Below are 21,868 nucleotides of genomic sequence, written 5' to 3'. Positions count from 1 at the left end.
ACCGACGTTCCGCCCCAATGACAAAACGGCCGCCATGCAGACTCTCTCATGCCTACAGTGAGTCCATGACAGCACCCTCTGGTCAGCCTGTTTCCCTGCGCCGCACGGTCACCACCGCGGGGCTCTTCTTCTTCATCCTCGGCGATGTCCTCGGCGCGGGCGTCTACGTCCTGGCCGGCGAGATCGCCGCCACTGCGGGCGGAGCCGTCTGGGTCCCCCTCGTGGTGGCCCTGGTCCTGGCGCTGCTGACGGCCGGTTCCTACGCCGAGCTGGCCACCAAGTATCCGCGCGCCGGAGGCTCCGCCCACTACACCATGCGCGCCTTCGGCCCCTTCGTCGGCTTCCTGGTCGGGTTCTGCATGCTCTCGGCCGGCATCGTGTCCGTAGGCACCCTGGCGCTCGGCTTCGCCGGCGACTACCTCAGCGAGTTCGTCACGCTCCCCACGGCACTCGTGGTGGTGGTCTTCCTGGGGCTGCTGGCCGCGCTGAACGCACGGGGCATCTCAGAGTCGATGGGCGCCAACCGCGTGGCCACCATCATCGAGGTCTCCGGTCTGATACTGGTGGTCGTCCTCGGCATCATCGTCGTGGCCCGCGGGGACGGGGATCTCAGCCGGCTGACGGAGCTGGGCACGGACGACCACGGTCCACTGCCCGCCGTCCTGGCCGGCACCGTCCTCGCCTTCTACTCCTACGTGGGCTTCGAGACGAGCGTGAACCTCGCCGAGGAGACCAAGGACCCGGCCCGGTCCTACCCCCGGGCGCTCTTCGGCGCCCTGGTCGTGGCCGGAGTCGTCTACGCGCTCGTCGGCGCGGCTGCCGCGGCCGTCATCCCCACGGCGGAACTGGCCGAGAGTTCTGCTCCCCTGCTCCAGGTGGTCACGGCCGCCGGATTCGTCCCGCCGGTCCTCTTCAGTGTGATCGCCCTCGTGGCGGTGGCCAACGGTGCTCTGCTGACCGGCATCATGTCCTCGCGCCTGGCCTACGGCATGGCCCGGGACGGGCTGCTGCCGGCCGTGCTGACCCGGCTGCTGCCGCAACGGCGGACGCCCTGGGTGGCCATCATCGCCACCACCGGCCTATCCCTGGTACTCGCGCTGACCGGCACGCTGGAGATCCTGGCGGGCACCATGGTGCTCTTGCTGCTCGTGGTGTTCACCGCGGTCAACGCCGCCGTGCTCGTGCTGCGGCGGGACCCGGTGGACCGGCGCCACTTCCGTGTCCCGGCGTTCCTGCCCGTGGCAGGGATCGTCTCCTGCATCGGCCTGACCACCCAGGTCGAGGGCGAGGTCTGGCGACTCGGCCTGCCGTTCCTCGCCCTCGCGGCGGTGCTCGCCGGCCTGGCCGCCTGGCGCCGACGGGCCCGCCGGGCGCCCTAGGCTTCCGGCGTTGCCGCCGCCTGCTGCTCTGCCTGTTCAGCTTGATCAGCCTGTTCAGCCGCAAACCGGTCCAGGCGCGACAAGGTGGAGTCCTTACCCAGGATCTCCAGGGACTCGAACAACGGCGGCGAGACCTTCTTGCCGGACACGGCGGTCCGCACGGGGCCGAAGGCCTGCCGCGGCTTGAGTCCCAGGCCGTCGATCAACGCGGCACGCAGGGCAGCCTCGATGGACTCGACGGTCCACGAGCCGGCGTCGATCCCGTCCAGGCCAGCGCGGGCCGCGGCCAGGGCCGCCGGCAGGTCGGCGGGCATGCCCTTCAGGGCCCCGTCCGCCGTCCTGATGTCCACGTCCGGCTGGAAGAGGAAGGCGAGCATCTCCACGGCCTCCCCCAGCAGGGCGACGCGTTCCTGGACGAGGGGGGCGCCGGCGTCGAGGATCTTGTTCTCACGGTCGGTCAGGGACTCGCCCACCAGGCCCGCAGCCTGCAGGTGGGGCACCAGCCGGCCACGGAAGTCGGCGGCGTCCAGCATCCGGATGTGGGTGCCGTTGATCGCCGTGGCCTTCTTCTCGTCGAAGCGGGCGGGGTTGGCCAGCACCTGGTGGATGTCGAAGGCCTCGATGAACTGCTCGCGGGTGAAGATGTCCTCGTCCGCGGAGAGAGACCAGCCCAGCAGGGCCAGGTAGTTGATGAGCCCCTCGGGGATGAAGCCGCGCTCACGGTGCAGGAAGATGTTCGACTGCGGATCACGCTTGGACAGCTTCTTGTTGCCCTCGCCCATGACGTAGGGCAGGTGACCGAACTCCGGCATGTACCGGGCCACGCCCACCGCGTAGAGGGCCCGGTAGAGGGCGATCTGGCGGGGGGTGGAGGAGAGCAGGTCCTCACCGCGCAGCACATGGGTGATCTCCATGAGGGCGTCGTCCACGGGGTTCACCAGGGTGTACAGCGGGTTCCCATCGGCACGGACCACCACGAAGTCCGGGACGGAGCCCGCCCGGAAGGTGATCTCACCGCGGACGGTGTCCGTGAAGGTGATGTCCGTGTCCGGCATGCGCAGGCGCAGCACCGGCTGGCGGCCCTCCGCCCGGAAGGCCTGCTTCTGCTCGTCAGACAGCTCGCGGTCGAAATTGTCATAGCCTAGCTTCGGGTCCCGGCCGGCGGCCCGGTGCCGGGCCTCGACCTCGTCAGCCGTGGAGAAAGCCTCGTAGATGTAGCCGGCGTCCCGGAGCTTGGTGATGACCTCCTGGTAGAGCTCGGCCCGCTGTGACTGCCGGTACGGGCCGTGCGGTCCACCGACCTCCACGCCCTCGTCCCAGTCGATGCCGAGCCAGTCCATGGCCTCCAGCAGCTGCTGGTAGCTCTCCTCGGAATCGCGCTTGGCGTCGGTGTCCTCAATGCGGAACACCATCTTGCCGCCAGTGTGGCGCGCCCAGCCCCAGTTGAACAGGGCCGTGCGGATCAGCCCGACGTGCGGGGTTCCGGTGGGTGAGGGACAGAAGCGGACGCGGACGGGCGTCTCGGCGGGGACAGCGGGAACATCGGCAGGGGCCGGTCGGGTTTCAGGGCTCATGATGGCCACCATTCTAGTGCGGCCCCCGCCGCGTTCTCGTCACGGGCGGTCCGGCGGCCCCTGCGGGGCCCGCTGCGGTTGCCCTGCCCCGGGCCGACGGAGGTGCTGGGACAGTGTCAGCGGCGGAACACCGTGGTGAGGGTACCGATGCCCTCCACGGTCGCCTCGGTCCGCTGCCCGCCTTCCACGCGCCCGACGCCGGCCGGCGTCCCGGTGAGGATGACGTCACCGGGGAGCAGGGTGAAGGCCTGAGAGACAGCGGAGACGATCTCTTTCACGCCGAAGACCATGTCCGAGGTGCGGCCGTCCTGGACGACGGCGCCGTCGAGTTCCATCCGGATGCCCAGGTCCTCGGTGTCCGCACTGGTCAGGCCGGTCTCGATCCATGGCCCGAGGGGGCAGGCGCCGTCGAAGCCCTTGGCGCGGGCCCACTGCAGATCGGACTTCTGCGCGTCCCGGGCGGTGAGGTCGTTGCCGACCGTGTAGCCGAAGACCACATCGTCCACGCGCTCGGCGGGGACGTCCTTGCAGATCGTGCCGATGACCACGGCCAGCTCGGCCTCATAGGAGATCTGATCGCTCCAGCTCGGCAGGGTGACCGGCTCGCCCGGGCCCACCACGGAGGTGTTGGGTTTGAGGAAGAACTGCGGGCTATCCGGGACGGCGTTGCCGAGTTCGGAGGCGTGGTCCGCCCAGTTGCGCCCGATGCCCACGATCTTGGACCGGGGAATGATGGGGGCCACAAGGCGCACGTCCGCCAGACGGTGGCGTGTGGCGGTGGGCTGGATGCCCTGGAAGAATGGGTCCCCGTGAAGGACCACGACCTCGAGGTCCTCCGAGTCGGCCTGGGGGTTATCCGCCTCCCCCTCGACGAGTCCGTACTGAGGTTCGGCGTCTACAACAAATCGGGCAATGCGCATGGGACCAGCCTAAGTCAGCGCAGCCGGTGTCGCGGCCCGCCCGGTCACACTCACCGGATCACACCAGCCGGTACAGCCAACCGTGCCGATCATCGCCATGGCCGGTCTGCAGGTCCAGCAGCTCGCGGCGGATGTCCAGCGCCACCGACGTGGTCGGATCGACCGCCGGCGACGTGAAGGAGTCCTCGCCGTCCACGAGGGTGCCGATCGGGGTGATGACCGCAGCCGTGCCGCAGGCGAAGACCTCGGTGATCTCGCCGCTGGCCACACCCTCGCGCCATTCCTCGACGGTGATGGTGCGCTCGGACACGTTCATGCCGCGATCCCGGCCCAACTGGAGCACGGAGGAGCGCGTCACGCCCTCCAGGATGGTGCCGGTCAGCTCGGGGGTCACCAGACTGCCGTCCGCGAAGACGAAGAAGACGTTCATGCCGCCGAGTTCCTCGACAGCGTTGTCCCGGACCGGATCCAAGAACAGGACCTGGTCGCAGCCGTGGGCCGAAGCCTCGAGCTGGGCCGCCAGCGACGCGGCGTAGTTGCCCCCGAACTTGGCGGCACCCGTTCCGCCATGGCCGGCACGGGCCAGCTCACGCGACACCCAGATGGACACGGGCTTGAGCTCGCCGCCGAAGTAGTTGCCGGCCGGGGACGCGATGACCTTGAAACCGACCTCGTTGGCCGGCCGCACGCCGAGGAACTCCTCGGTGGCGATCATGAAGGGGCGAAGGTAGAGCGATTGGCCGTCACCATCGGGGACCCAGGACTGGTCCGTGGAGACCAGCACACGCAGCGCTTCCAGGAAGACCTCCTCCGGCAGCTCCGGCAGCGCCAGGCGGCGGGCGGACCGGTTGAGCCGTGCGGCGTTGGCCTGCGGGCGGAAGGTCCACACGCTGCCGTCGTCATGCCGGTAGGCCTTGAGACCCTCGAAGATCTCCTGCGCATAGTGGAACACGGCGGCCGCCGGAGAGAGGGTCAGCGGGCCGAACGGTTCGAGGCGAGCATCATGCCACTCTCCCCCGCTGTGGGGTGCCGAGGACACCGCTGCGGCCTCCCCGGACGCCCTGGTCCAGTCGATGGAGACCATGTGGTCGGTGAAGTGCTGCCCGAAGCCGGGGTTGACCAGGATCTCCCGGCGCCGCTCCTCGGCGATCGGCGAGGGATGGGGATGGCGGGCGAATTCCATGGTCACGGCAACTTCTTTCTCATCGGGTGCATCCATCATAGAACCCGCCGGCTCCCGGGGTGGTGACGGCCGGCGGCTGGGTGGTGACAGGCGGCCGGGTACTGACAGGCGCCGGTACCGCCTCAGACGGAGCGCGCGATGGCGTCGCCGATCTCGGCGGTGCTCCGCACGGCCCCGCTGTCTGCCCCGCCGCCTGCCCCACCACGCGCCGCGATGTCCGCGTACACGGCCTCGTTGATGCGGCGGGCGGCCTCGGGGCGGCCAGCGTGCTCGAGTAGCAGGGCACCGGAGAGGATGGCCGCCGTCGGGTCGGCCTTCTGCTGGCCGGCGATGTCCGGGGCGGAACCGTGGACCGGCTCGAACATGGACGGCGCGGTGCCGGAGATGTTGACGTTGCCGGAGGCGGCCAGGCCGATGCCCCCGGTGACAGCCGCGGCGAGATCCGTGAGGATGTCTCCGAACAGGTTGTCCGTCACGATGACGTCGAAGCGGGCCGGGTCCGTGGTCATGAAGATGGTGGCGGCATCGACGTGCATGTAGTCGTGGGTGACATCCGGGTGCTCGGTCGCCACGGCCTCCACGGTGCGCCGCCACAGGTGTCCGGCGTGGACCAGGACGTTGTGCTTGTGCACCAGGGTGACGTGCCGGCGTTCCCGGGTGGCGGCCAGGGCGAAGGCATGCCGGACCACGCGCTCCACACCGAAGGCGGTGTTGATGGAGACCTCGGTCGCGATCTCCTGTGCCGTGCCGGTCCGGATGGCTCCCCCGTTGCCCACGTAGGGGCCTTCGGTGCCCTCACGGACCACCACGAAGTCGATGTCCCCGGGGTGGGCCAGCGGGCTCGGGACGCCAGGGTAGAGGCGGGAGGGGCGCAGGTTCACGCCGTGGTCGAGCGAGAACCGGAGCTTGAGCAGCAGCTCGCGTTCGATCAGCCCAGAGGGGATCCGGGTGTCGTTGGGGGCGGCACCGACGGCGCCGAACAGGATGGCGTCATGTCCGCGCAACTGCTCCAGCGCCTCGTCGGTGAGGGTCTCCCCCGTCGCGAGCCAATGGGCGGCCCCGAGGGTGTACTCGGTGGCCCTGATCTCGGCGTCGCCGGCGGCAGCCGTAGCGGCGCGCATGACCTTGAGGGCCTCGGCGGTGACTTCCGGGCCAATCCCGTCGCCGCCGATGACGGCGAGATCCAGGGCGGCGGCCGCACCGGACGTGGCGGCAGACGGAACGGTGGCGGAGGCGGTGGTGTCCATGGCGACAGGCTAGGCCGACACCGTGACGAGCGTCCACCATGTGGTCGGGCAGTCCACATGGTGGACATGGCCTCAGCCGGCGTCCGGCTCCTCGTGCCGCGGGAAGACCGGCTGGGGCGCGGGCAGGGAGCTGCCCGGCACTAGGGCCTCGTCCCAGGCCGCGAAGGAGCGCGGGCCGGCGCCCGAGGCACCGGTGCGGCCGGCGTCGCCGCTGGGGGCGATGCCCAGCAGGTCCAGCAGCTTTCCCGCGGACCCCGGCATGACCGGTTGTACGAGCAGTGCCACACGGCGCACGGTCTCCAGGGTCACGTAGAGCACCGTGGCCATCCGGGCGGGGTCGGTCTTGCGCAGAACCCAGGGCTGCTGCTCGGCGAAGTAGGCGTTCGCATCGCCCAGCAGCGCCCACGTGACCTCGAGAGCGTGGTGGTAGTCCTGCACGCCATAGTCCGCGCGTGCCGTGTCCAACAGGCCGGCGGCCGCGTCCAGCAGGGCACGGTCCGCCGCGGTGTACTCCCCCGGCTGGGGCACCGCACCGTCCAGGTTCTTGGCCACCATGGACAGGGACCGCTGGGCGAGGTTGCCCAGGTTGTTGGCCAGGTCCGCGTTCTTCCGCCCGACGACGGCCTCGTGGCTGTACGAGCCATCGGCACCGAAGGGGAACTCGCGCAGCAGGAAGTAGCGCACGGCGTCCAGGCCGTAGTGCTCGACCCACTCCGCGGGGCCGACGACGTTGCCCAGCGACTTGGACATCTTCTCGCCGTTGTTGTTGAGGAAACCGTGGATCATGACCCGCCGGGGCAGCTCGAGCCCGGCACTCATCAGGAAGGCCGGCCAGAAGATGCAGTGGAACCGCGAGATGTCCTTGCCGATCACGTGCAGGTCGGCGGGCCAGAAGCGGAACTGCTCCGAGTCCTCAGCCGGGAAGCCGGCACCGGTGAGGTAGTTGGTCAGGGCGTCCACCCAGACGTACATGACGTGGTCCTGCGTGGGCCGGTTCCCGGAGCCCTCGGCGGGGGCCGGGACTTCGATCCCCCAGTCGAAGGAGGTCCGGGAGATGGACAGGTCCTCCAGGCCGGACTCGACGAAGCGGATGACCTCGTTGAACCGGGACTGCGGCGCGGCGAAGTCAGGCCGGGTGCGGTACAGCTCGAGCAGCCGGTCCTGGTACTGGGACAGCCGGAAGAAGTAACTCTCCTCCTCCGTCCACGTCACCTCGGTGCCGGTCTCGGTGGCATAGCGCTTCCCGTCCGGGCGGACCTCGGTCTCGTCCTCGCCGAAGAAGCGCTCGTCCCGGACGGAGTACCAGCCGGAGTACTGGTCCAGGTAGATGTCCCCGGCGGCCTCCATGCGACGCCAGATCTCCTGGACCGCCGGGGTGTGGTCGGCATCCGTGGTGCGGATGAACCGGTCGTAGGAGATGTCCAGCACCTCGTCGTCGACCGCCTTGAACGCCGCCGAGTTCCGGGTGGCGAGCTCCAGGGCCGTGATGCCCTCGGCCTGCGCAGTCTGCTGCATCTTCTGGCCGTGCTCGTCCGTGCCGGTCAGGAAGTACACGTCCTTGCCATCCAGCCGCTGGAACCGGGCCATCACGTCCGTGCCGACGAACTCGTAGGCATGCCCGATGTGGGGCTCGCCGTTCGGGTAAGAGATGGCGGTCGTCAGGTAGTACGGCTCCCGCTCGGGGGTCTGGTTCTGGGGCTCGGCATCCGGAGAAGTCACCCGTCGAATCTATCGCATCGCCGACGCCGGCCGGGCCGGCTCAATGCCCCGCCGGCGGCCGGCGTGCCACGTCAGTTGCAGCCCGCTGGCGGGTCCGCTGGCGGTTTCGCTGACCGACCCGCTGGCATCCCCGTTGGTATCCCGGTTGGTATCCCGGTTGGTCTGCCGGTTGGTCTGCCGGTTGGTCTGCCCACCGGAAGTCAACCGGACGGCGGCCATTGGTGCGACCACCAGGAGGGCGGAGCCGGTGAACTCCAGCAGTTCCTCCACGTGATAGCTCGCCACGTAGGCCCACGAGTCCAGCGGCACCCCGACCCCCACCACCACGGCCTCGGCACCGAGCGCCCCGAGGAAGAACACCACGATGCCCAGCACGTACAGCGCCATGGACGGGGCCGGCAGCACGCGGGCGCACAGCCACAGGAACACGACGACGGCGCCGGCCACCGGCACGCCCAGCATCAGCCACTCGAAGGCCGGCAGCGGGTTGTCCCCCACGAGCCGCCGCCACAGCCCGTCCATCCGCTCGTGGATGCCGGCGAACTCGTCAAGGGACATCATGGCCAGCAGCGCTCCCAACCCGCTCCAGGCGGCCCAACCACCGCGGCCGTCCAGACGCGCGGGGCGGCGCAGCAGTCCGACGGCGACGCTGAGGGCACCGGCCATCAACAGCAGGCCCGCGTTCCACCAGGTCGGCAGGTTGCGCTCCCCGGCCACGTCGAAGAACACCCGCACCGGGGAGGTCCGGTCCACGGGTCCGGCCCCCAGGACCAGGGGCACCACCGCGGAGAGGATGACCAACGCCAGTCCGGCGGCGAGCAGGAACCACAGGGTGGGCTGCCACCACGGGCGCGTGCCTCCGCCGCGCGCGGCAGAACGAGCCTCGGACTCCCCGTGGGCCTTTGGGTGCCCTGGTACCTCGGGGGCCTCTGGATGCCCTGGGGCCTCTGTCTTCTGCATGGCAGAAGTCAAGCATTCGCGGATGAGAGCGTGATGAAGGACACGCTGGGAGGGTCAGTCCTCCAGGTCGATGCCGGCCACCTTCGAGGCGCCGATGGCGTTGCCGAGCTCTTCGGCCACGCCGGAGGGCAGGGTGGCGTCCAGGGTCAGCAGGGCCAGTGCCTCCCCGCCCTCCTCCTGGCGGGACACGTCCATGCCGGCGATGTTCACGCCGGCGTCGCCGAGGACCTGGCCGATGGTGCCGATGACGCCCGGACGGTCGGTGTAGCGGAACACGAGCAGGTGCTCCGCCATGGGGACCTCGAGCTCGTAGCCATCGATGCCGACGACCTTCTGCACCTGCTTCGGCCCGGTCAGGGTGCCGGCCACGGAGATCTGGGTGCCGTTGGAGGTGGCGCCCTTGACGGTGACGGTGTTCCGGTAGGCCGGGGATTCGGCGGTGGTGGTCAGCCGGGATTCGACGCCGCGCTGCTCGGCCAGGACCGGAGCGTTGACGTAGGAGACCTGGTCCGAGACGACGTCCGTGAAGACGCCCTTGAGGGCGGCCAGTTGCAGGGACTTCACGTCCTTGTCCGCGATCTCACCGGCGACCTCGAGCTCCACCACGGTGAGCGAGTCCCCCGTGGACAGTGCCGTGAGGATGCGGCCGAGCTTCTCGGCCAGCGGGATCCCGGGACGGACATCCTCGTGGATGACGCCGCCGGCCACGTTGACGGCGTCCGGGACAAGCTCGCCGGCCAGCGCCAGGCGAACGGACTTGGCCACGGACACGCCGGCCTTCTCCTGGGCCTCCTCGGTGGAGGCGCCCAGGTGCGGGGTGACCACGGCGTTGTCATGGGCGAAGAACGGCAGGTCCACGGCGGGCTCGGAGGAGAAGACGTCGATGGCCGCCCCACCGATGATGTCCGCCTCGAGGGCACGGTGCAGGGCGTCCTCGTCAATCAGGCCGCCGCGGGCGACGTTCACCACGAAGGAGGTGTCCTTCATGATTCGGAACTGCTCGTCCGAGATCATGCCGAGTGTCTCCGGGGTCCGCGGCATGTGGATGGTGATGAAGTCCGATTCGGCCAGCAGCTCGTCGAGGGACAGCAGCCGGGCACCGATCTGCTGGGCGCGGGCGGAGGTGACGTACGGGTCGTAGGCCAGGATCTCCATGCCGAAGGAGCGCATGCGCTCGGCCACCAGCGAGCCGATGCGGCCCAGGCCGATGATGCCGAGCTTCTTCTCGTAGAGCTCGACCCCCGAGTACTTGGACCGCTTCCATTCGCCGCCCTTGAGCGCACGGTTGGCCGGGGCGATGTTGCGGGCCACCCCGAGAATGTGGCCACAGGTCAGTTCTGCGGCCGAGAGGATGTTGGAGGTCGGGGCGTTGACGACCATGACGCCGGCCTGGGTGGCGGACTTCGTGTCCACGTTGTCCAGCCCGACTCCGGCCCGGGCGATGACCTTCAGGTTCGGAGCGGCCGCGATGGCCTCGGCGTCCATCTTGGTGGCCGAGCGGACCAGCACCGCGTTGGCCTCCGGCAGGGCCGCCAGCAACTGAGCCCGATCCGCACCGTCCGTGGTCCTGATCTCGAAGTCCGGACCGAGCGCGTCCACCGTGGCCGGGGAGAGTTCTTCAGCAATGAGGACAACGGGCTTGGTCTCAGACACGGGTCAATCACCTTCGGGTAGTCAGGGATGCCGACCGCGCTGGCTCGGGTCGGCCGTTTCGATTCTAGGGGTAGGCAGGGATGGTCGGCGGTCCGCAGAGCGGCCCGGTGGCCGGCCTGAGGGACGACGACGGCCCCTCGCCAACGCTTTCAGTCGACTTCGCGTGGGTTCCGGGCTCTAAGACCCACGCGAAGTCGACTGAAAGCGGTCAGTGGTGCGGGCTCGATCAGCGGGCCGCGGTGCCCTCGGTGTAGTCGTCGTCCGAGTCCTTCAGCCAGGAGAACATCTGGCGCAGCTCGCGGCCGGTCTTCTCGATCGGGTGGGCCTCGCCGGCGGCGCGCAGCTTCTTGAACTCGGGGCCACCGGCGGCCTGGTCGTCCATGAAGCGCTTCGCGAAGGTGCCGTCCTGGATGTCGGCCAGCACGGCCTTCATGTTCTCCTTGACGGACGGGTCGATCACGCGCGGGCCGGAGACGTAGTCGCCGTACTCGGCGGTGTCCGAGACGGACCAGCGCTGCTTGGCGATGCCGCCCTCGACCATCAGGTCCACGATGAGCTTGAGCTCGTGCAGGACCTCGAAGTAGGCGATCTCCGGCTGGTAGCCGGCCTCGGTCAGGGTCTCGAACCCGTACTGGACCAGCTGGGAGGCGCCGCCGCAGAGCACAGCCTGCTCGCCGAAGAGGTCGGACTCGGTCTCCTCGGTGAAGGTGGTCTCGATGACGCCGGCGCGGGTGCCGCCGATGCCCTTGGCGTAGGCCAGGGCGAGGTTCTTGGCGTTGCCGGTGGCGTCCTGCTCCACGGCGACCAGTGCCGGCACGCCGCGGCCGGCCTCGAATTCGCGGCGGACCACGTGGCCCGGGCCCTTCGGGGCGACCAGGGCGACGTCCACGCCGGCCGGGGGCTGGATGTAGCCGAAGCGGATGTTGAAGCCGTGCGCGAAGAACAGGGCGTCGCCGTCCTGCAGGTTCGGGGCGATGTGCTCGTTGTAGACCGCGCCCTGGACCTGGTCCGGGGTCAGGATCATGATGAGGTCCGCTTCAGCAGCGGCCTCGGCCACGGAGACGACGCGCAGGCCCTCGGCCTCGGCCTTGGCACGGGACTTCGAGCCTTCGGCCAGGCCGATGCGGACGTCGACACCGGAATCGCGCAGGCTCAGGGAGTGCGCGTGGCCCTGGGAGCCGTAGCCGATGACGGCGACGGTGCGGCCCTGGATGATCGACAGGTCGGCGTCGTCTTCGTAGTACTTGGTGGTCGTCACAGGAAATCTCCTCGTTGTGGATGTCTGTTGGATGAGATGGTTGGGATTGGTTCTGAGTTCAGCTCTTGGGGAGAGCGCGGTCGGTCATCGACTTGCCCCCGCGCCCGACGGCGATGGTGCCGGAGCGTACGAGCTCACGGATCCCGAAGGGCTCCAAGACCTCGAGCAGGGCGGACAGCTTGTCGGCCGCGCCGGTCGCCTCGATGGTCACCGAGTCCGTGGAGACGTCCACCACGGAGGCGCGGAAGAGCTCGACGGCCTGGACCACCTGGGACCGGGACGCGGCATCGGAGCGAACCTTGACCAGCAGGTGGTCGCGCTGGACGGAGCCACCGGACGAGAGCTCGACGACCTTGATGACGTTGATGAGCTTGTTCAGCTGCTTGGTCACCTGTTCCAGCAGGTCGCCCTCGGCGTCCACCACCACGGTGATGCGGGACAGCCCCTCGAGTTCCGAGGTGCCCACGGCCAGGGAGTGGATGTTGAAGGCCCGGCGGGCGAAGAGGCTGGCGACGCGCGTCAGCACGCCCGGCACGTCCTCCACCAATACGGACAGCGTGTGTCGTGCCATGGGTCAGTCCTCCTCGTCCCAGTCCGGGGTCATATCCTTGGCCACTTGGATCTCGCTGTTGCCCACGCCGGAGGGAACCATCGGCCACACCATGGAGTCTCGGGAGACCACGAAGTCGACGACCACCGGGCGGTCGTTGATCGCCAGGGCCTGTTCGATCGTGGCGTCCAGGTCCTCCTCGTTCTCGCACCGCAGGCCGACGCAGCCGTACGCCTCGGCCAGCTTCACGAAGTCGGGCACCCGGATGGTGTCGTGCCCGGTGTTCAGATCCGTGTTCGAGTAGCGGGACTCGTAGAACAGGGTCTGCCACTGCCGGACCATGCCCAACGAGGAGTTGTTGATGATCGCCACCTTGATCGGGATCTTGTTGATCAGGCAGGTGGCCAGCTCCTGGTTGGTCATCTGGAAGCAGCCGTCTCCGTCGATGGCCCAGACCACGCGGTCCGGATTGCCGACCTGGGCACCCATGGCTGCGGGGACCGCGAAGCCCATGGTCCCGAGGCCGGCGGAGTTCAACCACTGGTGGGGGCGCTCGTACTTCACGAACTGGCTGGCCCACATCTGGTGCTGACCCACCCCGGCCACGTACACGGCCTCGGACCCGGAGTGCGCGGAGAGGCGCTCGATGACCTTCTGCGGGCTCATCAGTCCGTCCTCGGTGGGCGTGTAGCCCATCGGGTAGGTCTCGCGGAGTCGGTTCAGCACGGTCCACCACTCGGCCAGGTCCGGCTTCCCGGCCTCGGCATGGGTGTCCCGCACGGCATCGGTGAGCTCGGGGATGATCTCCTTGACCGAACCCACGATCGGCACGTCCGCCGTGCGGTTCTTGGAGATCTCGGCCGGGTCGATATCGGCGTGGATGACCTTGGCCTTCGGCGCGAAGGAGTCCAGTTGGCCCGTGACGCGGTCGTCGAAGCGGGCCCCGAGTGTGATCAGCAGGTCGGACATCTGCAGGGCGGAGACGGCTGCCACGGAGCCATGCATGCCCGGCATGCCGAGGTGCTGCCCATGGGAGTCCGGGAAGACGCCACGCGCCGTCAGGGTGGTCACGACCGGCGCGCCGGTCAGTTCGGCGAGCTCGGCCAGTTCGACGCTGGCATGGCCGCGGGAGACGCCGCCACCCACGTACAGGACCGGACGCTCGGCCAGCTGGATGAGCCGGGCCGCCTCCCGCACCTGCTTGGAGTGACCGCGGAGCACCGGCCGGTAGCCCGGCAGGTCGATCTTCGGGGGCCAGGAGAACTCCATCATCGCCTGCTGGGCGTCCTTGGCCACGTCCACCAGGACGGGGCCGGGACGGCCGGTGGTGGCGATGTAGAAGGCCTCGGCCATGGCCTGGGGGATGTCGGCGGCCTTCGTGATCAGCCGGGAGTGCTTGGTGATCGGCATGGTGATGCCGACGATGTCAGCCTCCTGGAAGGCATCGGAGCCGATGGCCGTCGAGGCGACCTGACCCGTGATGAACACGCAGGCCTGGGAGTCCATGTGGGCGTCCGCAATGGCCGTCACGAGGTTGGTGGCACCGGGACCCGACGTGGCGATCGCCACGCCGGGCCGGCCCGACGCCAGGTAGTAGCCCTGTGCCGCGTGGCCCGCGCCCTGCTCGTGGCGCACCAGGATGTGGCGGATGGTGGTGGAGTCCATCAACGGGTCGTAGGTCGGCAGGATCGCTCCGCCCGGGAGCCCGAAGACGTCCGTCACGCCCAGTTCCTCCAGCGCCCGCACGATCGCCTGTGATCCGGTCATCTGCACCGGCTCGACGACTCTGTTGAGGCCGGGGACCAGACTGTCGGCCGGCGACTCGTTCCTGTCCCGCTTGTCACGGGCCGTATGGGATGGCATCACCGACGGGGTGATGCGAGATCCGTTGCTCATTGCTGTGCCTTCTTCGTCACTGCTAGTCCGATGGCTACTCAAAGCCTCTTGGGTGCCCGGCCCGGGTGTCCCCCGGGTCGTCCGCCTGCTGGCGGAGAAACCAGTGAAGCCGATGTGATGGCCGGCCTCGTTCCGCTTCCCCAACAAAAAAACCCCGACGGCGGCCGGTTGGCCTACTCGGGGTTTCGCGCCTGGCAGCGGGCGAACCCGCCGTACCGAACCGTGGTTCAGGCCAGGCGCTGGATAACGACGACTAGTCGTGTGTTGGACATGCGACCAGTATCCCCGAGTGGGTGCTTACCGTGTCAATCTACCGGACACCCGTCTCACATCATGAGACGGGTGTCCGGTCCTTGGACAATCAGCCGAGGTAGGCGCCCTCGGCGGCGGAGTGCACGAGCTTGGCGTACTTGCCGAGCACCCCGGTGGTGAACTTCGGCGGGATCGGCTCCCAGCCGTCCTTGCGAGCCTCCAGCTCGTCCTCCGGAACGAGGAGGTCCAGGGTGCGGGCGGCGATGTCCACGCGGATCCGGTCGCCGTCGCGCACGAAGGCGATGGGGCCGGCGTCGGACGCCTCCGGGGCCACGTGGCCGATGCACAGGCCGGTGGTACCGCCGGAGAAGCGGCCATCCGTCAGCAACAGGACGTCCTTGCCCAGGCCGGCGCCCTTGATGGCCCCGGTGATGGCCAGCATCTCGCGCATGCCCGGGCCACCCTTGGGGCCCTCGTAGCGGATGACGACGACGTCGCCCGCCTGCAGCTCGTTCGCCTCGAGAGCGTCCATGGCCTGGCGTTCGCGCTCGAAGACGCGGGCATTGCCCTCGAAGACGTCGGCGTCGAAACCAGCAGATTTCACCACGGCGCCCTCGGGAGCCAGGGACCCCTTGAGGACGGCGAGCCCACCGTTGTGGTGCAGCGGGTTGTCCAGGGCACGCAGGACCTTGCCGTCCAGGTCCGGGGGCGTGAGGTCCGCCAGGTTCTCGGCCACGGTCTTGCCCGTGACGGTCAGCGCGTCGCCATGGATGAGTCCGGCGTCCAGCAGTGCCTTCATGACCACGGGAACGCCGCCGACCTTGTCCACGTCCGTCATGACGTACTGGCCGAAGGGCTTGAGATCACCCAGGTGCGGAACCTTGTCACCGATGCGGTTGAAGTCGTCGAGGGTGAGGTCGACGCCGGCCTCACGGGCGATCGCGAGCAGGTGCAGCACCGCGTTGGAGGAACCGCCGAAGGCCATGGTCACGGCGATGGCGTTCTCGAAGGCCTTCATGGTCATGATGTCCCGCGAGGTGATGCCCAGGCGCAGCAGGTTGACGACGGCCTCGCCGGACTTGCGGGAGAAGGCGTCGCGGCGTCGGTCGGCCGAGGGCGGGGCGGCGGAGCCGGGCAGGGACATGCCGAGTGCCTCGCCGATGCAGGCCATGGTGTTGGCCGTGTACATGCCGCCACAGGCACCCTCGCCCGGGCAGATGGCCCGCTCGATGGTGTCCAGGTCCTTCTCGCTCATCAGCCCGCGGGCGCACGCGCCCACGGCCTCGAAGGCGTCGATCAGGGTGACCTGCTTCTCCGTGCCGTCCTCCAGGGTGGCGTACCCCGGCATGGTGGACCCGGCATAGATGAACACGCTGGCCACGTCCAGACGGGCGGCGGCCATCAGCATGCCCGGCAGCGACTTGTCACAGCCGGCCAGCAGCACGGAGCCGTCCAGGGCCTCGGCCTGCATCACGGTCTCCACGGAGTCGGCGATGACCTCACGGGACACGAGCGAGTAGTGCATGCCATCGTGGCCCATGGAGATGCCGTCGGACACGGAGATGGTTCCGAACTCGAGCGGGTAGCCGCCACCGGCGTGGACACCCTCCTTGGACGCCTGTGCGAGGCGGTCCAGGGAGAGGTTGCACGGGGTGATCTCATTCCAGGAGCTGGCGATGCCGATCTGGGGCTTGGCGAAGTCCTCGTCGCCCATGCCGACCGCACGGAGCATGCCGCGTGCGGGGGCGCGCTCCATTCCGTCGGTGACAGCGCGGGAGCGTGGCTTGATGTCCGGGGTGGAGGCGCCGGAGTTGCCTCCGCCCTCCGGACCGCCAGGAAGGGTGGTGTCTGCGGTGGGGGTGGTCATGGGCAACATCCTAGGACCGCCCGCCGCGGTCGGTCCCCACGTGACACCGCACGCGGCGCCCCACCCGCATGCTTGCTCTCTGATCCGTAGCTGTCCGTAGACTGATCCCATGGACGGCGAAGACCTGAAACACCTGCTCCGCGGGGTCTTCGACACCCGCGTGTTCAACCACGGCGACTTCAATCTCGTCTATGCGCAACCGTCCGGTGCCGGCAATCCCTGGACGATCGGCTACCGCCGGCAGCCCCTCGAGTTGCTGCTGTGCCCCGTTGACCTGGACGCTTTGCCCGAGGTGCCGGCCGATACGTCCATCGCGACGGTGGCCCTGGGCAACGTGGCCACCCTGGCGGACACGGGTACCGGCTACCAGGTCGAGACCGTGACCGGCTTCCGGACCTGGTTTGAGGTCTCCGGGGCGCCCCGGGTGCCACTGCCCGAGAACCTCCGTGCCCACCTCACGGCTCTCAGGCCCGGTTCTGAGGAGGGCGACGACGGCACCCTGGTTCTGGAGCAGGACGAGGACGCCGAGGACTTCCACCAGTTCATGTCCCATTTCATGGACACCCTGGAGTCCTACTACGCCGAGACCGGTGAGACCGTCGGCAGTGGGGAGGCCGGCGATGAGACCGGCTATGAGACCGACGAGACCCCTGAGCCGGCCGCGTCCGGAGACCACCGCCCGTAGTGGCGAAGGCCACGCCTCTGCCAATTTCGCGTCCACCACGGTTCTCTGCTAAAGTTTTTCCTCGTTGCACGGACCGTTTACCGGTCCAAAACAACAGGCACCTCTAGCTCAACTGGCAGAGCAATTGACTCTTAATCAATGGGTTCCGGGTTCGAGTCCCGGGGGGTGCACCCCACCAGAAGGGCCCCGGTCACAGGACCGGGGCCCTTCTGCAATTCCGTCTGAAATCTGGTCTCTCCGTCACCGGCACGAGCGCTCCCACGAAGGCGCCGCCGGCATCGTTGTGAGAATCGACACGCCCGGAGCACTGTCCGTTCACCTTCAGGTCTACCTCCCGTGCCCAAAGCGTGCCACGCTATCGGCTATCGACAGTCGCTGCGATGAGGGAAGATCGAGGTAAACCGGATCGTGAAGCATGGATGGGCACCTGCTGGTGCTGCAACAACGGCACTGGTTCTGCTCGCGGTCTCCGGAGGAGTGGGCACGTCGATGGCTCTTCCGTCACGGGGGACAGAGCTTCCCTCCACCGCATCGGCGGCCGCGACGGACTCCACCCACGGCCAAGAAGCGCAACGAGGATCCACCTTCCTCCTTCCCGGTTCGCTTGCCCCCGCCACGGCAGGCCCTTCCGACGGCGGATCCCCCGGGGACCTCGCCCCGGTGGTGAACGGTTCCTTTGCCACCGCCCAGAGCGCCTATCCCGGATCCTTCGTCGTCCTCTCGGCCTCACAACAGCAGACGCTGCAGGAACGGACCGGGTCCGCTGACGCCGCCTCCGGCCACGTTCCGGCTTCGGCTCATCGAGGCGCGATCCCCGGCATCAACGTGGTGATGGACCATCCCGTGTCCGGGCCCATCTCGCTCAGCTCCGCCTTCGGCTGGCGCGTCAACCCGACCAACATCGGTCCAGCCATGCAGTTCCACATCGGTCAGGACTACCCGGTGGCTTGTGGCACTCCGGTCCGGGCCTCTGCGGATGGCACCGTGCGCTTCGCCGCGGACCGGGGTACGTCCGGACTGCGGATCGACCTCGACCACGGAGACGGCCTGGCCACCGCCTATCACCACAACTCGGTGCTCCTGGTCTCCGCCGGCGACCGAGTGACCCGGGGTGACGTGATAGCCCTGGCCGGGACGACCGGCAACTCCACCGGTTGCCACGTCCACTTCGGCATCACCCTGGACGGCCGATATCTGGATCCCTCCCTCGTGCTGCCGGCCGTGGCGGGCCAGCCGGCCGCCCTCACCCCGGAGGACCTGAAACGCATCCGCAACGCCTCCCACGGCAATCCGACGACGGCCCCGCCGACCAGCATCGCGTCCGGCTCGAAGGACTCCACCTCTGAAGCCGAGCGTTCCGACCCGCAGAAGCAGGAAGGGCAGAAGCCGAGCACGCAGGAAAGCGGCAGGAACGGGTCCAGGGCGCCTCGGCCAGATGCCCCGCCGGCGAAGGCACCCGAACGGTCCACCGATGGCTCGGCCTCACGGCCCGCGCCCCCGTCGGCCACAGCGCAACCGAAACCGAACCCGTCCAAGCCCGCCCCGACCTCCAAGCCGACGGCTCCGCAGCCGAGCGTCACCGCCAAGCCCTCGACGCCTGCCCCCACTCTCACGACTCCTCCAACATCCACGCCCAAACCAACAGCGGAACCGACGCCAGCACCGACACCATCTCCGCCGGAGCCCTCGTCCACACCATCGCCGACCACCCCGACACCCGCTCCGACGCAGCCACCGAAGCCATCAGCAACCCCGTCACCCGAGCCGCCATCGGCAGCGCCCACTGACCCAGCGCCCACCCCTGAGGCTCCGGCCGCTCCGAAGGCCCTGGACGAGGTCGAGGCAGCCCGCTGGTGTGTGGACCTGGACCCGGACGACTTCAACGGCGGCTTGGACATCACGGCCGACACCGTGCTGACCGAGGTCATCGCCGTGCTGAGCGCGGCCGGCGACCCCGAGCAGGTGGATGCACGCCGCCTGGCAGAGGTGGACCCCAGCACCGCCTGGCTGGAAGCCCTCCCCGCATGTTCGGATGAGGACTTCCTCACAGCAGCTTCGTCGGCCACCTCGGCGCCAGCGACGTCCTGAGCACCGACGTCCGGGTGAGAAAATCCTGTACCGACGGCGTACCGCCTGCTCGCTGCGGAAACGTCGCACATCGGGGGAAGCCCTACAGTGGTGCGCATGACTGATCAGCAGCGACTCGCCCCGGGTGACACGGCTCCCGCCTTCAGCTTGACCGACCAGGAGGGCAATACCGTCGCCCTCGCCGACTACGCCGGCCAGCGCGTCATCGTGTATTTCTACCCGGCTGCTGCCACGCCCGGCTGCACCACCCAGGCCTGCGATTTCCGCGACAACCTCGCGGCATTCACGGCAGAGGGCTTCGCCGTGGTGGGAATCTCCCCCGACGGGCCTGCCAAGCTGACGAAATTCGCCGAGGCCGAGGCGCTGGCCTTCCCGCTGCTCTCGGACGAGGACCACGCCGTGGCCGCGGCCTACGGTGCCTGGGGCGAGAAGAAGAACTACGGACGGACCTACGAGGGCCTGATCCGCTCCACCGTGGTGGTCGGCACCGACGGCGCTGTGGAACTGGCCCAGTACAACGTCCGGGCGACGGGACACGTGGCCAAGCTCCGCCGGGATCTCCAGCTCGCCTGAGTCACCTCAGGACCGCCCCGGGGCGTGTCAGGGAGGCATCGGCGCCGCCGACCTTTCCTGTCCTCGCTACCTCGGGCCCACGACGGATCCGCGTCCGCCCCAGCGGGTATGATGGGCCGTTGTTCCCGTCAGCGGGGACCTGCGGGCGTGGCGGAATTGGCAGACGCGCTGGATTTAGGTTCCAGTGTCTTCGGACGTGGGGGTTCAAGTCCCCCCGCCCGCACCAGAAGTACCAGACCCTTTCACCTCAGTTTCAGGGAGGCCCGGACGCGTGGAGATCTCGCGCCGCACCGTCATCACGTCCCTGGCGGCGGCGTTCGTCTTGCCGATGACCGGGTGCGCGGCCCAGATCCGCAGCGAATCCGCTCCGGAAGGCTCCACTCCGCCGCCATCGGCGCCCCCCGCTCCTGCCACGGTGCCCGTGACCATCGGCGTTCCGGCCCGGCCCCAATCGCTGGACCCGTCCCTCACCGTGGACGCCGAGTCCCATCGCAGCACGCGCCAGGTCCTGGAGACGCTCCTCGGAGTCGATCACAACACAGGTGCCCCGATCCCCTACCTGGCCAGTGACTGGACCGTCACCGACGACGGTCTGCGCTACACCTTCTCCCTCGCCCCGGATGTCGAATTCCACGACGGCACCGCGTTGACCGCCGAGGTCGTCGCGGCCAACTTCGAGCGGTGGGCCCGATTGCCCGGACTCCTGGGGCAGGACCGACTGGACCGACTGCCCCGCCTGGCCTTCGCCTCCGTCTTCGGTGGGTATGCCGGAGACGAGCAGTGCCGCTACGTCGAGTGCCAGACCGTCGGTGAACGGACGGTGTCCCTCGTCCTGTCCGAACCGATCGTCTTCCTCGCGGCCGCGCTCACTTCCCCGCCGTTCGGCCTCAGCTCGCCCGACTCATGGGTCGAGTTCGACCGTGCCCTGGCGGAGACTGAGCCCGGCAAGCTCCCGGAGGCCCGGCCGGCAGGAACCGGCCCGTTCCGCTGGGGTGCAGCACCGGCAGACGGGGCCGGCAAGGCCGACGGTGCAGACGGGGCCGGCAAGGCCGACGGTGCAGACGAGGCCACCGGCGAGCACCTGCTGGTACTGGAAGCCGACCCTGACTACCGTGACGGGCCCTCCGCCGTCGGACCGGTGACCCTGTCGATGATCACCGGAGCCCAGCAACGGCTCCGGGAGTTGCGCCGCGGGCGCCTCGATGCCTTCGATTACGTCTCCCCGTCCACCCTGCGCCCCCTCGTGCAGGGAGGCGCGCAGGTGCTCCAACGGGATCCCTTCTCCGTCCTGTACCTGGGGATGAACACCCAGCATCCGATCCTGGGCCAGCTGTATGTCCGTCAGGCCGTGGCGCACGCCCTCGACCGGAGGGCCCTGGCTGAGGAGTATTTCCTGGCGGGGTCTTCACAGGCCGACGAGTTCGTCCCGCCGTCCCTGGGGGTGGCCCATCCGGAGTTGACGACCTACGGTTATGACGCCGAGAAGGCCCGGGGGTTGCTGGAATTGGCCGGATACCGCGGTGAGCCGTTGGAATTCCTGTACCCCGTGGAGACGTCACGGCCCTACTTGCCCTCCCCGGAACCCGTGTATGCCCGGATCGCCGAGGACCTGGCGAACGTCGGTCTTGTCCTGGAGCCGGTACCCGTCCGGTGGGAGGACGGCTATCTTGACCGGCTCAACGCGGACACCGGCCGGGCCTTCCACCTGTCCGGCCGAACCGGCGAGTACCGCGATCCACACCACTTCCTCGAGCCGCTCTTCGGCAGTCACTCCACCGAATTCGGCTACTCGAACCCGTTCGTGGTCGAGACCCTGACCGAGGCCGTGTCCAGCAGGCATGCCGAGACCCGCACAACCCTGTACCGGCGCAGTGCGGAATCGCTGGCGCTGGACCTACCCGCCCTGCCCCTGGTGTATCCGATCTCCGCCGTCGCCTCGGGACACACGCTGGTCTCCTACCCGACCTCTCCGGTCTTGGACGAGCGTTTCGACCGGATCGTACCCGTGGATCAGAGCGGTCCGCGCCGGTAGTAAAGTCAAGGGCAGACCCCTATCTGTCACCC

At 68.8% G+C, this 21,868-nt stretch carries 16 protein-coding genes and 2 tRNA genes; 7 read left to right on the top strand and 11 right to left on the bottom strand.

Translation table 11 applies throughout. The features are described from left to right. Positions 1 to 65 precede the first annotated feature (65 nt). Positions 66 to 1,379, top strand: coding sequence for an APC family permease (locus C8E99_RS02500; protein WP_115930971.1), 1,314 nt, complete (start codon positions 66 to 68; stop codon positions 1,377 to 1,379). On the opposite strand, the gene gltX is transcribed toward C8E99_RS02500, so the two are convergent. From gltX to ilvD, 11 genes are all read right to left on the bottom strand, one after another. Further along, positions 1,376 to 2,953: a glutamate--tRNA ligase gene (gltX, locus tag C8E99_RS02495; RefSeq protein WP_115933158.1), complete on the bottom strand. Its 1,578-nt coding sequence runs from the start codon at positions 2,951 to 2,953 to the stop codon at positions 1,376 to 1,378. The two genes, C8E99_RS02500 and gltX, sit on opposite strands and share 4 nt — an antisense overlap. A 116-nt stretch (positions 2,954 to 3,069) precedes the next feature. Beyond that, positions 3,070 to 3,873, bottom strand: coding sequence for a fumarylacetoacetate hydrolase family protein (locus C8E99_RS02490; protein WP_115930970.1), 804 nt, complete (start codon positions 3,871 to 3,873; stop codon positions 3,070 to 3,072). 58 nt (positions 3,874 to 3,931) lie between these two features. Continuing rightward, positions 3,932 to 5,056: a branched-chain amino acid aminotransferase gene (locus C8E99_RS02485; RefSeq protein ID WP_115933157.1), complete on the bottom strand. Its 1,125-nt coding sequence runs from the start codon at positions 5,054 to 5,056 to the stop codon at positions 3,932 to 3,934. 122 nt (positions 5,057 to 5,178) lie between these two features. Beyond that, a complete protein-coding gene (locus tag C8E99_RS02480) occupies positions 5,179 to 6,303 on the bottom strand; it encodes a 3-isopropylmalate dehydrogenase (RefSeq protein WP_115930969.1) in 1,125 nt (374 codons plus the stop codon). 72 nt (positions 6,304 to 6,375) lie between these two features. After that, on the bottom strand, positions 6,376 to 8,022 hold the full coding sequence (gene metG / locus C8E99_RS02475) for a methionine--tRNA ligase (RefSeq protein ID WP_115930968.1): 1,647 nt from the start codon (positions 8,020 to 8,022) through the stop codon (positions 6,376 to 6,378). A gap of 9 nt (positions 8,023 to 8,031) precedes the next feature. Further along, positions 8,032 to 8,982 carry a hypothetical protein gene (locus C8E99_RS02470; RefSeq protein WP_115930967.1) on the bottom strand — a complete coding sequence of 317 codons (951 nt, stop codon included), beginning with the start codon at positions 8,980 to 8,982 and terminating at the stop codon, positions 8,032 to 8,034. A gap of 54 nt (positions 8,983 to 9,036) precedes the next feature. After that, positions 9,037 to 10,635, bottom strand: coding sequence for a phosphoglycerate dehydrogenase (gene serA / locus C8E99_RS02465; RefSeq protein WP_115930966.1), 1,599 nt, complete (start codon positions 10,633 to 10,635; stop codon positions 9,037 to 9,039). 226 nt (positions 10,636 to 10,861) lie between these two features. Then, positions 10,862 to 11,893, bottom strand: a complete 1,032-nt coding sequence (gene ilvC, locus C8E99_RS02460; RefSeq protein WP_115930965.1) for a ketol-acid reductoisomerase — start codon at positions 11,891 to 11,893, stop codon at positions 10,862 to 10,864. Positions 11,894 to 11,951: 58 nt separating this feature from the next. Continuing rightward, positions 11,952 to 12,464, bottom strand: a complete 513-nt coding sequence (gene ilvN, locus C8E99_RS02455; RefSeq protein ID WP_115930964.1) for an acetolactate synthase small subunit — start codon at positions 12,462 to 12,464, stop codon at positions 11,952 to 11,954. A 3-nt stretch (positions 12,465 to 12,467) separates the two neighbouring features. After that, positions 12,468 to 14,339, bottom strand: coding sequence for an acetolactate synthase large subunit (locus C8E99_RS02450; protein WP_115930963.1), 1,872 nt, complete (start codon positions 14,337 to 14,339; stop codon positions 12,468 to 12,470). A gap of 361 nt (positions 14,340 to 14,700) precedes the next feature. Beyond that, on the bottom strand, positions 14,701 to 16,458 hold the full coding sequence (ilvD, locus tag C8E99_RS02445; RefSeq protein WP_281269051.1) for a dihydroxy-acid dehydratase: 1,758 nt from the start codon (positions 16,456 to 16,458) through the stop codon (positions 14,701 to 14,703). A gap of 109 nt (positions 16,459 to 16,567) precedes the next feature. Here ilvD and C8E99_RS02440 point away from each other — a divergent pair, with 109 nt between their 5' ends. From C8E99_RS02440 to C8E99_RS02415, 6 genes are all read left to right on the top strand, one after another. Then, positions 16,568 to 17,143: a hypothetical protein gene (locus C8E99_RS02440; protein WP_245952036.1), complete on the top strand. Its 576-nt coding sequence runs from the start codon at positions 16,568 to 16,570 to the stop codon at positions 17,141 to 17,143. Positions 17,144 to 17,240: 97 nt separating this feature from the next. Then, positions 17,241 to 17,313: transfer RNA gene (locus C8E99_RS02435), tRNA-Lys, on the top strand. Positions 17,314 to 17,632: 319 nt separating this feature from the next. Beyond that, positions 17,633 to 19,231 carry a M23 family metallopeptidase gene (locus C8E99_RS16320; protein WP_211308971.1) on the top strand — a complete coding sequence of 533 codons (1,599 nt, stop codon included), beginning with the start codon at positions 17,633 to 17,635 and terminating at the stop codon, positions 19,229 to 19,231. Between the two features lie 96 nt (positions 19,232 to 19,327). Next, the gene (gene bcp, locus C8E99_RS02425; protein ID WP_115930962.1) at positions 19,328 to 19,804 is read left to right on the top strand and encodes a thioredoxin-dependent thiol peroxidase; all 477 of its coding nucleotides are present in this window, start codon (positions 19,328 to 19,330) and stop codon (positions 19,802 to 19,804) included. A gap of 141 nt (positions 19,805 to 19,945) precedes the next feature. Beyond that, positions 19,946 to 20,030: transfer RNA gene (locus C8E99_RS02420), tRNA-Leu, on the top strand. 45 nt (positions 20,031 to 20,075) lie between these two features. Next, positions 20,076 to 21,836, top strand: a complete 1,761-nt coding sequence (locus tag C8E99_RS02415; RefSeq protein ID WP_115930961.1) for an ABC transporter substrate-binding protein — start codon at positions 20,076 to 20,078, stop codon at positions 21,834 to 21,836. Positions 21,837 to 21,868 lie beyond the last annotated feature (32 nt).

It is taken from the genome of Citricoccus muralis (assembly GCF_003386075.1).
In the GTDB taxonomy this organism is placed as follows: Bacteria; Actinomycetota; Actinomycetes; order Actinomycetales; family Micrococcaceae; genus Citricoccus; species Citricoccus muralis.
Note: the sequence above shows the minus strand (reverse complement) of the source record. Positions and strands in the feature narration are given on the sequence as shown.